This is a genomic window from Novacetimonas maltaceti (assembly GCF_002906255.1).
In the GTDB taxonomy this organism is placed as follows: Bacteria; Pseudomonadota; Alphaproteobacteria; order Acetobacterales; family Acetobacteraceae; genus Novacetimonas; species Novacetimonas maltaceti.
Genome location: NZ_POTC01000019.1, coordinates 44,130 through 57,337 on the forward strand (window position 1 = coordinate 44,130; position 13,208 = coordinate 57,337).

At 65.1% G+C, this 13,208-nt stretch carries 7 protein-coding genes; 1 reads left to right on the top strand and 6 read right to left on the bottom strand.

The features are described from left to right. Positions 1 to 71 precede the first annotated feature (71 nt). From KMAL_RS08590 to KMAL_RS17590, 6 genes are all read right to left on the bottom strand, one after another. Complete coding sequence (locus KMAL_RS08590; RefSeq protein WP_110095308.1) at positions 72 to 671, bottom strand: hypothetical protein; 600 nt, start codon at positions 669 to 671, stop codon at positions 72 to 74. 113 nt (positions 672 to 784) lie between these two features. Then, complete coding sequence (locus KMAL_RS08595; RefSeq protein ID WP_110095296.1) at positions 785 to 3,001, bottom strand: beta-glucosidase family protein; 2,217 nt, start codon at positions 2,999 to 3,001, stop codon at positions 785 to 787. A 340-nt stretch (positions 3,002 to 3,341) separates the two neighbouring features. Beyond that, a complete protein-coding gene (gene bcsD, locus KMAL_RS08600) occupies positions 3,342 to 3,812 on the bottom strand; it encodes a cellulose biosynthesis protein BcsD (RefSeq protein ID WP_110095297.1) in 471 nt (156 codons plus the stop codon). Beyond that, positions 3,812 to 7,582 carry a cellulose biosynthesis protein BcsC gene (locus KMAL_RS08605; RefSeq protein ID WP_408887907.1) on the bottom strand — a complete coding sequence of 1,257 codons (3,771 nt, stop codon included), beginning with the start codon at positions 7,580 to 7,582 and terminating at the stop codon, positions 3,812 to 3,814. The genes bcsD and KMAL_RS08605 overlap by 1 nt, the downstream gene beginning before the upstream one ends. Before the next feature lie 128 nt (positions 7,583 to 7,710). Next, a complete protein-coding gene (gene bcsA, locus KMAL_RS17585; protein ID WP_338043490.1) occupies positions 7,711 to 12,351 on the bottom strand; it encodes a UDP-forming cellulose synthase catalytic subunit in 4,641 nt (1,546 codons plus the stop codon). Between the two features lie 225 nt (positions 12,352 to 12,576). Then, on the bottom strand, positions 12,577 to 13,068 hold the full coding sequence (locus KMAL_RS17590) for a hypothetical protein (protein ID WP_338043491.1): 492 nt from the start codon (positions 13,066 to 13,068) through the stop codon (positions 12,577 to 12,579). Here KMAL_RS17590 and KMAL_RS17595 point away from each other — a divergent pair. Then, positions 12,965 to 13,208, top strand: a 244-nt coding sequence (locus KMAL_RS17595) for a hypothetical protein (protein ID WP_456306377.1), incomplete at its 3' end; no start/stop codon positions are given. The two genes, KMAL_RS17590 and KMAL_RS17595, sit on opposite strands and share 104 nt — an antisense overlap.

The following is a 13,208-nucleotide window of genomic DNA, read 5'->3' on the forward strand; positions in this document are numbered from 1 at the left end:
TGATTGCCATTGAATGCGGGTGATGTTCCCCAAGGGCCCTGCCCTTTGGAAACCATGACTTTGCCGTGCCTTCACGCAGGCGGCGTGAATTCCAGTATCGCGCCGGTATAGGTTTCCACCACCTCGCTGAACGCCAGGCCATCGTGACGTGACAGGACCGCGCGATTGCGCAGGATTTCACCCGGCACCGCAATCGTGCCTGCCGATGCGGGCGGTGGCGCCTGCATTTCCCACCCGGCGGGCAGGGGCGACCACAGCAGGGTCGAATCCAGCGTGCGCCGGGTAAAGCCCAGATCCGCGACGACATGGCCAAACGGCACATCCGTCTGGTCCAGCCGTGCGTTCATCGCCGGGGTCAGGCGCGCGGGCACATACCAGTTGTCCGCAAGCGAAAGGACATGCGACCCGCACGACAGGGCAACCCGGCGATGGCGCAGGGGTTCATCGGCCCCCACGCCAAGGTCCGCGCGCACCTGTGCCGGGATGGCCATCCGCGTTTCAGGCAGCCTGCGCGCCAGCACATGCGCGGACGGGGCCATGGCGTGACGGGCGCACCAGTCCTCCAGCGTGACGGTGGCACTCGGCTGCGTCAGCAGGGCGACCTGCAGGGTGCGGATTTCAGCCTGCATCCGCATCCGCGCCATGGGCGTATCAGGCCAGTCCGCAGCCATGGCCCTCCCTCCCCCATCCACCAGCAGCGCCGCGGCAAGGAGGGCCGTCGGCAGGGACAGCCATAACCGGCCGTAACGGGATATCCCGCCTGACCCGATTCCCCTTCCCATCCTCAGGGCGCCATGGTGCGGCTACCCAGATGGAGCGTCGCCTGCTGCGACTCATCCGTGGCGGACGATCCCAGCCAGACCCGGTATTCCCCTGCGGGCTGGCTCCAGCGGTCATGCTTCTCGTCGAAATGCGCCAGCACGCGCCGCTCCAGCGTCACCGACAGTTCGCGGCTTTCGCCCGGCGCCAGCGTCACGCGCTGCCATCCCGCCAGCCGACGCCCGCCACCACCGGGCAGGCGGACATAGACCTGCGGCACGTCAACGCCCGGACGGGTGCCGGTGTTGCGCACCGTAAAGGTGGCGATGACGTCATTCCCATGGTGGCGGACACGCAGTCCTTCATGGGCGAAGCTGGTATAGGTCAGGCCATAACCGAACGGGAACAGCGGTTTCGCCTGCGTCCGGTCGAACCAGCGATAGCCGACCTCGCTGCCTTCGTCATAGACCAGTTCCTGATCGGTGTGGAACTGCATCTCGAACACGTTGGTGGCCGTCACGCCCGCAATGTCGGGATGGGCCAGTTGCGCGGGCGACGCGGGGAATGTCATCGGCAGGTGGCCGGCCGGGGCGACCTTGCCATACAGCAGGCGGGCAATCGCGGCGCCACCGCCCGAACCGGGATACCATGCTTCCATCACCGCGCCGACATTGCCCAGCCACGGCATCATGACCGGGTTGCCCGTCTCCATCACCACCACCGTGCGCGGATTGGCGCGCGCGACCGCCGCCACCAGCGCATCCTGGTTGCCATCCAGCGTCATGGCATTGGCGGTATCCATGCCTTCATACGAAAACTGCGTCACGAACACGACGGCCACATCCGCCCTGCGCGCCGCTTCCGCCGCACGCGCGATATCCGCGCCGGAGGTATAGGTCAGGCGCGCGCCCGGTGCTTCCGCCTGCATCATGCGATACGGCGCGGACGGGAAATAGACGGGATCGCCGGGCCAGTCCTTCTTGCCCGGTCCCTTGACCACGCCGATCGCGGGCGCACCGATGGGATCGACCTGGCTGGACCCGCCCCCGGAAATCACGCCCACATCGGCATGGCCGCCAATCACGGCCACCCGCGCGGTGGGCGACAGCGGCAGCAGGTTCGCGTCGTTCTTCAGCAGGACCGCGCCTTCCTCCTCGTCCCGCTGGGCGGCGAGCGTATCGGTGACGACGTCAAGCGGCTGCATGACGGGCGGGTGGTCCACCAGCCCCACGTCATACATGCTGCGGATGATCCGCTGCGCCATGTCGCCCACGCGGGCGGCGGGAACGCGGCCTTCCTTGACGTCACGCGCCAGGATCTCGCGGAAATAGGGACGCGCGTCGGCATCGTCTCCCGACGATTCCTGGTCCAGCCCCGCCAGCGCGGCCCGGGCGGAGGAATGGGTCGCCCCCCAGTCGGACATGACAAAGCCGGGATATTTCCAGTCCTGCTTGAGCACCTTCGTCAGCAGGTACGGGTTTTCGCAGGCATAGACATCATTGACGCGATTGTACGAACACATGACCGAACCGGGATGGCCGACCTCCAGCGCGATCTCGAAGCCGAGCAGGTCGCTTTCACGCATCGCCGCATTGTCGATATCCGCGCTCATGGTCATGCGCGAGGTCTCGAGGTCGTTCATCGCGAAATGCTTCAGCGTCGAGATCACATGCTGCGACTGGATGCCCGCGATGGTCGCACCCACCACCCGGCCCGTCAGCAGCGGGTCCTCGCCCGCATATTCGAAATTACGCCCGCCCCGTGGGTCGCGCGTCAGGTCGGCGCCGCCCGCCAGCAGGACATTGAACCCCTGCCGCCAGGCTTCCCCACCGATCATCGCCCCGCCCTGCCGGGCCATGTCCGGGTCCCATGTGCTGGCCGTTGCAAGGCCGGACGGCAGCCCGACCGCCTGCCCATGGGGACGCACATGCGACGGGTTGCGCAGGCCAAGGCCCGCATCGCTGATCTGCAGCGGCGGCAGCCCCGCCGGCGACTTCAGGTAGGCCGCCGATCCCAGGCCACCGGGGGGAACGGGCGCATTGCCCATCGTGCCGCCGCCATCAATGGTGAAAACCATCGACAGCCTGTCCTGAAGCGACATGTGCGACAGCATGTCGCGCGCGCGGGTATCGGCGGTGGCCGGGGCATCATGCCCATGCCGCGCCTGCGCGCCGGGGGACAGCGCCACCAGCCCGCCAAGCGCCACGGCAGACAGCAAGACCAGTTTCCGAGACATCGTCATGTGTCGATCATCCTCCCCATACCCATTGCAGAATCTCAAGGAAGCCGACACCGGCAATCGGCATGCCGCCCCCATTTGACCCCGAGGATGACCCCCCACCCACCAAAAGTGCATGACATATCGCAATGTCGGTCGGGAAAAATCAACAAACGGGGCGCCATCATGCCGGCAGGCAGGCCCCTTCCCCCTGCAGACAGCAAAAAGCCCGGCCACCCCATAAGGGACGACCGGGCCGCCATGACTGGCTGCCTGCCAGCACGCCGGATGCTTGCGCATCCCGCGCGACCGCAAGGGCCTGTGCGTGGGAAACAGCGGCGGACCAGACCGCCGTTGTCACACCTCAGTTCGCGGAGCTGCGCACGCGCATGTACATGATGATCGTCTGGCGCGGGACGGCGTTGAGGTCTTCGGCATCGACATCGCGCGTCACGACGTAATCGCCAAACGCACCCGCCTGCGACGTGACCCAGCGGCCATACAGCCCTTCCAGCACCGGGGCCAGCCACGTGCCCGACGGCTCGCCCGCGCTGCCGACCTGCGGCAGGTTTTCATGCACGATGCGCAGCGACTGGTCCTCGGGCAGGAGTTCGAGCGTCACGGTGCCCCAGCCGATCATGGCCAGAAGCGCGTTCAGTTCGATCTGCAGCTTGTCCACGGTCTGGCACGGCGGCGGCATGATGCGCGTGCCCATGCCCCGTCCAACCTCACGCAGGAGTTCATTCCTGACCTCGATCCCGACCTGATCGTCAATTTCCCAGGACAGGGTCTGAAGAAACAGGGTGAAGTCCGGTTTTTTCTCATAAATTGTCATTACTGGTCCATAATAAGATAGTGAGCCGAGATCATGGCGCCGCCCTCATCCCAGTTGCCAGCCTTCTGGAAACGACCGGACAGGTCAAGACGCAGCGAATGGCTGACGCGATACCCCACCCGGCCATCGAAACCACCAACAAGGCTTCCGACATCATCGCCGGGATACCGGGCCGATTCCAAGGATAGTTCAGCAGTAGATACACCCGCCAGCCCGTTCGCAAGGGCCTGATAGACAGGATTGGTCGGGAAGAAGGCGGAACTATGCTCATGAAACAGCTGATAGCCGATGGACCCGGTGATATCCCAGTCGAACAGGCCACTGTGGCCGGAATAGCGCACGGGCACCGTCGCCGCGAAATAGGACTGCGGCGAGAAGTAGCCACCCTGCCCGTAGGTATAGAAATCCTCGTTATGCTTGTACCCGAAATAGGTCAGGTTCACGCCCACGCGCACTTCATGCTTGCGGTTGCGATAGACAAGGGTATTGGCCCCAAGCCCGCCTTCCACTTCGGTATTGCTCTGGACATGATGGCCGGTCTGGATGGCATAGCCACCACCGCCATACAGGATCGTATTGCCCAGCGTGGCCTCGACCTGCCCATGGAAGTGGTTGGTGACGACACCACCCCACTTCTTGCCGGTCAGGGCATCCGTCATGCCGCCATAGGACAGGACGCTGTTGGTGATGGAGCGGCGCTCCCCGCTGACGCGGAAGGTGACCGGCCCGACACGCGGGGCGAATTCGACACCACCGATCACGTTCGGCAGCGTAAAGCCCAGCGGGGAGGCCCCGACATCGGCGCTGACCCAGTTATTGGCGAAGCGCACGTCAGGCGCCACACCCGCCTCGCGCCCGATCGTATCGGTGTTGAGGCGATGCTCCATGCTGTTGTTCTGGTTCTGCAGGTTCCGTTCCAGCGCGAACAGGTTGGTGCCGAAACGCGGGATGTCATACCCGGTCTGCGGCAGGTGCCCGGAGGTCAGGAAGGTCGGCGTGGCGGTGAAGGTCAGCGCCGACGTGCCAGCCTGCAGCGGGATACGCCCGACGATCGGCACCGAAGCCTCGGTCAGCGCGCCCATGCCGCGCGTGCCCGAACGGACGCGGAAGCCAAGCCCGGCATCGACGGACGGCGCAAGGTCTTCCGACAGGGTGTGGATCTGCCCGTTGATGGAGGACAGCATCTGGTCCGAAATCTCCGGCACGCTGCCTGCCGTGGTGTAGCCATTTTCGCCCGGAGGCGCGCCAAGCTGCAACGCATGGCCATACGCATCACGGCGGAACGGGTTGGCCGTCGGCGGGGCGGTCGCCTGCGTTTCATCGCTGGCGGTGGCTTCCCCACGGCTGATCTTGAGCTGCTGGAGGCGCAGTTCATAGGCACGGCGCAGGTCGGCAAGCGTCCGCTCGCCATGGCCGGCGGCACGGTCGGCAACCGCCATGGCAAGCCAGCTGCGCGCATCCATCGGCGACTGCTGGACCCCATCCTGGGCCAGCTGCATGGCCAGGCCGTCCTTGTTGTCGTTCGCCGCGGCCTGCACGGCGGCCTGCCGCGCATCGAGGTCCTGCGGGTTATGGCGAAGGACCGACAGGTCGATATCCAGCGCATGCCCGTACTTGCCGCGCCCGTTATACAGCCGCGCGAGTGCGAGCTTGGGCGACGTGGCTTCCGGGTCGGCCTGCAGCGCGGGGGCAAGGTGGTCATAGGCCGCCGCCTGGTCGCCACGCTGGTTCAGCAGGTCAGACTGCGCGACCGAAATCCCCATCCGCAACTGAACCAGCGTCTGGCGCTGGTCGGGCGACATCGCCGAACCGGTCGCGGTCCCGCTGCCATCGCCAAGCGGGGCGAGAAGACGCGCGGCCGCGACGGGGTTGCTGATCTTCATGTATTCGGTGGCATAGGCCAGACGCTGCTCGGTCGTCAGGTCGGCCGTGTGCGTGGAGGCGATGCGCAGCGCCATGTGCGCGTGCAGCATGTCGCCCCGCTGGCGGAACAGGTCGGCCACGGCCACGCCACGCGCGCCCGTCGGGTCCGGCACGGCCAGCGCCTCGCGCACCAGCGGGGTGGGGTTCGACACCATCGACAGGCGGGCGGCCAGGTCGGCCTTGATCGCCATTTCATCGGCGATCGTACGGATGGCCGGTGAATACTCATCCGGCGACAGCCCCGCCAGCAGGCGCCGCGTCAGGGTATCGTTGCCATTGCCCGACGCATACAGGATCGCCGCCTGGTAATCGTCCGGGGTGCGCGGACTCGTCAGGAGCGGACGCATGACGTTCGACGCTTCGGCACTGTCGCCCTGCTGCTGCAGCGCGTTGGCAAGGTTGATGCGCAGCCACGGATCATCGGGGTCCTTGGCCATGGCCTGCCGCAGCAGGCTGACCTTCTGCGCGGAATCGGTGGTGCGGGCGGCTTCGGCCATGATGCCCGAAACCTCGATCTGCTGCACCTGCGCGCTGTAACGGCCGCCAAGGCGCGACAGCAGGGCATTGGCCTCACTCTCCTGCCCCTCGCCCATCAGGACACGGGCCAGTCCCATCAGTGCAATGGGATTGTCGCCATTGCGCGCCAGGACCGCACGGTAATTGCGTTCCGCCTCGCCCGTCTGGCCCGTCGTGCGCTGCAGGTCCGCAAGCATCAGCGTCGCGCCCTCGGACTGTCCGGGCTGGCGCGCCAGCGACATCAGGCGCTGCTCGGCCTCCTGCGTCTGCCCGCTCGCGATCAGTCGGCGCACGGTGCCATATTCCTCGCCCACCGCCATGCCGGCAAGGGCCGGGCGCCAGTGGCCCGCATTCTTCGGATCGGCGGCGATCGCCTCCTCAAAGTAGCGGTGCGCCTCCTCGTTATGGCCCGCGCGCATGGCGACAAGGCCAAGGCCGCCGAGCGCATCGGCATCCTTCGCGTTCAGGTTCAGCGCGCTCTGGAACGCCGTCTGCGCTGCGGACAGCCGCCCGGCATTCAGCGCCTTGAACCCGTCCTGCCGCGCCAGCGCGCCCTTGTCAGGCGGGCCGCCGGCCGGTTCCGTCATATGGGTCCGCAGCGCGGTATCGGACGGATGCGCATCCAGCCACTGCTGCATCAGCGGCAGCGTCTCCGGCGTGACCGGCAGCCATGACAGGGTCTGGCGATATGACTTTTCCGCCGTCGCCGCCTCGACCGGGGCGGAGGAACGGTATTTCTCCAGCGCCTGCAGACGCTGCAGCCCCTCCATCCGGGTGGCGGGCTGGTAGGTCAGCACCTGCGCCAGCGCAAGCTGCGCACGGAAATCCGAAGGGTTGGTCTTGACCAGGCGGACAAGCCCGTCGCGCGCGGTATTCGCCTGCCCTGAAACCCCAGCCAGCGTCTGGTAGTATTCCACCGCCAGCGAGGGCGTCGGCGTGGGACCGTTGAACAGGTGCTGGTAGGCTTCCACCGCCTGCTCGCTATGGCCCGAGGCCGCAAGCGAGCGTGCATGCGCAAGGTCAGGCTGCGAGATCGCCTGTTCATGCAGCAGGTCGTTCAGCTGGCTTTCATACGCACTGCCGGGCGCTGCCTGATGCAGGCGGCGCTGCGTATCGAGGGCGGCATCGCGATTGCCGATCCGCGACTGGTATTCGCCCTGCGCTTCCAGCACGTCGATCGAATCCGGCGCAAGGCGCGCGGCACTCTGCAGCGACTGGCGTGCATTGTCATACTGGTGCTGCTGCATCCAGAAGCGTGCCTGCTGCACCAGACGCTGCACCACCGCGGCCTGCCCGCTCTGGGCTGGCGCCACGGAATCCGCCTGCGTCATGGTGGTATTGGCAGGTGCCTGCACCGCTGCCTGCTGTGCCCGTGCACCGTTCGCCTGCAGCAACAGGCCTGCAGTGCAGGTCGTTGCGAGAAGACCGGCGGACAGGGACGAAGCATATCGTTTATGGGTCACGACTTGCGCCTCTCATCCTCGAGCTGCTTGAAACGCCGGGCAGCATGCCGCGCCAGGGCCCGTGCAAGGACACTGACAATCAGAACACATCCCAACAGGCCGACAAGCAGCACACGAACCGGCCTGTTGTGCATATACCAGTCGGGCCACAGCCAGACCGGGAGGGAACCGATCGTATAGACCGGCGAATTACGGAAGGAGGACAGCTCCTCACCGTGTGCGAGAACCAGATCCCCCTGGATCTTGGCCTGCTGCTTGCGCTCTCCCATCAGCTGGAGAAGATTGCTCAGCCCGGCCCCGTCGGCGGACAGCAGCGCCAGCACCGTACGGCCTGATGTCAGGGGGGATTCCGCCTCGATCATCGCGCCGACACCACCCGTCAGCGCGCTGTCGACATCCTGCGGCTTGCTGTTGCGTTCGCGATACGCCGTCAGCGGGTCATCAATCGCCTTCAGGACAGTGTCCAGCGTCGAAGTATGCAATGCCGTGCGCAGGTGGCCGTCCGAAATCTCGTAGGACGAGCGCGACAGCAGCGGTGCGATCTCGGCACTGGAGGCCAGGGTCGAGATGACCAGCAGGTTGCGGTCGGCCACGTCGCTGACATGGTCGGCCGACACGATGTCCACGCCCGCGACCGGATACCATGTCGCCGCCCCCATGAAGCCCATCAGGTCAAGATAGGCGCCGACCACGGCCGCGTTCGGGTGTTCCGGCAGCACGACCGCCGTATGCGACAGGTCCGCATAGGTCGTGAAGGGGAAGCCGACCGTCGCCATGTAGGCAAGGTTGGGCATCTGGGCGATGTGATAGGCGCGGGAGAAATCGATGGTGGAGTCCGGATCGATCCCGATATGGAAGGCATTGCTTGCCGCGCTGCCCTGACAGACACCATGGGCCATGGACAGTGCATTGAAGTAGAAATGCAGCTGGTCCTGTCCGAACACGGTCCAGGGCGGCACGTCGAGGTCATGCACCTGCATGCCGGCCGAAGGGTGGACCAGGCCGATATTCTGCAGGAAGCCGTTCGGCTCCCTCAGGCCATAGGAATGCAGGTAGACATCGTTGATGCCGACATCCAGGCGGGCCTTCTCGACCTCCTTGTCCGTGCCTGCCGGCGAACGGAAACGCACCTGCATCTTGTACGGGCGGTCGCGCCACGTATACAGGTCGGGCGGGATACGGAACGGAACCGACAGCACGCCGGACGTGAAGCCCGTCTCCTGCAGCTTCTCGGGCGTGACAAGGTCGGCGAAACGCACCGGATGGTCCATCGCGATGAAGGACGGCGCATCATCCGGCTTGCTGGGGGCGACATCCACCGGCGCCACGTTCATGTGGCTGTCGGCCGGCAGGGGCGAAGAACTGAAGGCAATGCCCTTGCTCGCCGTAATGACCTCGTCGCGGTCACGACCGGTCACCACCAGGATCGTCGCATTCGAATCCGACGGGTTCGGCAGTTCAAGGATCGTCGGGCCGGTCACCTGCGGCTGCCCGAGGCTGGTCGGCAGTTCGTCCGCCACGCCGATCAGGATGGCGTTACCGGTCTGCGGGATGGTGGAGGAAACCGGGAAGTTCACGCCAAGGAAGTCGGTCTGCTTGCCAAACCATGAGGCGAGTATGCCGGCGGCCTTGAGGATCTGCGGGTCATAGGTCTGCGCCAGGACCATGGGAACCGTGACGTGCTGGTGTACGTTCTTGTCATAGAACGGCTGCGGCAGGCGCGACAGCAGACGCCGCGGCGGCAGGGCGATGGTCGTGATCTGGAGCTGCGAATTCTCCGAAATCGTCGCCCACATCGTGTCATTCGTAAGGTCCGAACATCCCTTCGACCCGGAGGCGAAGTTGAAGTTCAGGCGGTTTCCGCTGACGAAAAAGATCGGGTTGATCTCGAACGAGATGGGCCCGAACGTCGGGTGCGCCGGGTCCGGGCGTAGCGTGCCGATGAACTGCTCGTTCAGGGTCATGGTCACGGAATTGGTTTCCGGACGCAGGTTCGGTGACATCGAACCCGACAGCACAAGCCGCGCCGAGGTCACAAGCTGGTCGGCAGGGATGCCGAACTCGATCCCCTGCAGCGGCGCAAGGCCACGCATCGTGATGGATCCCGCAGCGCCAAGGTCCTTGAGCGTATAATTATGGACCGTCGCCGTATCGGGCGTATTTTCCGCGTTGTCCACCATTGCATCCGCACTGTCCGCCGCAAGCGGCTGCCCCGTGGGGGCACCGGCGGCAGCGGGTGCGGAAGCGGGCTGGCCCGGGCCATTGGCCGGCAGCAGGGCGGGCAGCGGCGGCAGGTCGGAGGCTTCGGGCTGCTGGACTGGCGCCTTCGTGGCGACCGCCTTCGAAGCTGCCGGCGCGGCCTGCGCGGAGGAGGCGAATGTCAGCAGGGCCAGAAGCGAAACCATCTTCACGGTTCCCTTCAGCACGCGCTCCTGACGGTCCGGCCTGTTGCTGCTATCCGGCAGGGAGTTGCCCTGGTTGACTTCCCCGCCCCGGCTCGGGCCCTTGGTATGGACGATGTCGCCGCTTGAACGGAACAGCCCCTTGACGCTGAGGACCATGTCCAGAAGGCTGAGCAGCGGGCGGTCCGGCTTGTAGTTGCCCCAGTCGACCCACGCATCGGCGCGGCCGAACACCAGGCGGACAACCGCGAATTCCTGCTGCAGGTTCTCGATGGTCCAGATGAAGACGCTACGCCCGTTGGAACTGCGGATGAGCCGTGCCGGAAGGTTCAGCTCCTCCCCGTCAAGGACGGTGCGGATATAGACGGGCGTGGGGCCTGCGACCTTGCCCGGCCACGACATCTTCACCGCCGCGCCACCCATGGACAGGTCCTCGGTCTGGCCGGTCACGACGATGGAACCATCCGCGCTGGAAACCTCCACCGGGATGACGGCAGGGATACGGTGGCTGTTGCGCTTCTGCTGGGTTTCACGTCCCACGGCAATGGCCGCGAGGATGATGATGAGGCTGAGCAGCGCCCATGCGGAGTTCAGCAGGTAAGCGCGTTCCGCGATCTGGTCGAGATGGCCGAAGGACAGTTCATAGATGCCGCGCGCCAGGCCGCCAAACATGATGATGCCAAGGATGACGTTCGGATAGACGGCGCCAAGGTCGAAATATCCTTTTTCAAGCAACCCGCCCTTGTCCGTCACGTTGAACTTGCCACGCGAGGGGCTGAGCAGGGTTACGATCGTCACGCGCACCAGGAACAGCGCCATCGTGGTTTCATAGACCTCGCTCCAGAAGGAGTAGCGCCAGCCCTTGTTGATCTTCGACGCCGTGCCGACGGCATGGAACATATGCGGAATGGCGTAGGCCAGCAGCGCGAGCGGCGAGGCCGCGATGATGTTCTGCCCCAGGAACAGGAACGCCAGCGGGGAACTGAGGAAGATGACGCGCGGCACCGCGAACAGGAACGACGTCATGGCCGACAGGTAACAGAGCCGCTGCCCCCATGACAGTCCCTTGCCGAGCAGCGGGTTGTCGATACGGAAGATCTGCAGCATGCCACGCGCCCAGCGCACGCGCTGGCCGATATGCAGGATCAGGCGTTCCGTCGCGAGGCCACCGGCAAGCGGGATGCGCAGGTAGGCCGTGGACCAGCCCAGACGCTGCATCTTGAGCGCGGTATGCGCATCCTCGGTCACGGTCTGGGTTGCAAAGCCGCCGATCTGCTCGATCGCGGTGCGACGCAGGATCGCACACGATCCGCAGAAGAAGGTCGCATCCCAGAAATCGTTGCCGTCCTGCACCACGCCATAGAACAGGTTGCCTTCGGGGGGCGTGCGGTAACCGGCGGACAGGTTCCGCTGGAACGGGTCGGGGGAGTAGAAGTGATGCGGCGTCTGCATCAGCGCGATCTTCGGGTCGTCGACCATCCAGCCCATCGTCAACTGAAGGAAGGCGCGGGTCGGGACGTGGTCGCAGTCAAAGATCAGGATGTAATCGCCATCGGTATGGTCAATGGCATAGTTGAGGTTGCCAGCCTTCGCATGCTCGTTGCTGGGTCGGGCGATGTAGTTCGCGCCACAGGCCTTGGCGAACTCGGCGAATTCGGGGCGCCGGCCGTCATCGAGGATATGGACCCGCACCTTTTCGGGCGGCCAGTCAATGCCAAGCGAACCGAGGACCGTCAGGCGAACGATGCTCAGTTCCTCGTTATAGGTCGGGACGAAGATGTCGACCGTCGGCCACTCATCGATATTCGCCGGCAGCGGCAGCGGCGCGCGATGCAGCGGCGCAATCGTCTGGAAATAACTGAGGAACAGCATCATCAGGGCGTAAAGTTCCGCCAGGAGCAGCATTGTCCCAAGCAGGCCCTGCAACCATGTATCAAATGAAAGCGTTTCCGTCAGACGCCACGTCAGGTAACGCAGCGACACGAGCCCTGACAGCACCTCGAGGAAAATCTGTGCCCGGCGACTGGGCTTGTGACCAACAACGAAAAAGATCACGACACATACAAATGCCACAATCAGCTGCTGTTCTGGCGGCAGGGTCACGGACGTAGCCGCAATCAGCGCACACAAGCCAAAAACACCGATAAGCAGTCCCGCACCACGAATGGAAAGAATTTTCCCCATCCAGCGGGACATTCCTGACTCTGACTGCGTTGACGACCGAACCTCTGGCATAAACAACTCGTCCGAAATGCTGTAAAACAGAAAGATTACGTCAAAAAAACCTGCCCCCGACCCTCTGCGGTCACGTCGGGGAAAAGTGGGCCCGCCCGGGCGACATGAAGATCACCAGGGCCAAAGACAGAACGAATCGTCGAGCCGATGCGGAGACCTGCCATCCCCCGCGGCCGCCGTCCATGGGGCCGGCAAGGGGATGGCGATCTCCTGAATGCGCTGAACTCAGGAAGCTTCTTCGCTCTCGCGGCGACGCAGCAGCGCCTCACGCAGCGTGGGCCGCGGGTTGAGCAGTTCCGTCGCGCGGCCACCAAGCGTCATGAACACTTCCGTCATGGTGGGCGAACCGTCGGGCGATGCGAGCGGGTTGCTGGACGGGGAAGCCTGTGTGGAATTCGTGTCGGTCTTGGTCATGCTGGTCACCCTGGAAACATTGCTACGAACTGGTCGCGTGGACGCCACGGGAAAGAATTTCCTTTCGGCACGGGTATCGCGGATACCCTGAAAGAAAAAGCTCAGGTCGCCGGGACGTGGACGCTCCCGCGGGCTGAGGCGCGCCTTTGGAACAGGACTCCAATCATCGACGACACCCCTGTCCATCGGGTTCCCACTTATGGGCGATACCGAAGGTCGGGGGGAAGGGTTCTTTGAAAGCGAAGGAACACGTGAAGCCACCGGCGCCGGTCGCGCCGGCGGGCGGGAGAAAGGCTCGACCATGCGGGTCGTGTCCGGACGCGGCTGCACCGGCGGGGGAACCTGCGCGGGGGCGGCGGCCGGGATCATGTTCGCATACGGCACGGACGCCGGATCCGGCGCGGCGGGCGGCGGTGCCTGTTCGGCAACGGGCGGGACAGGCG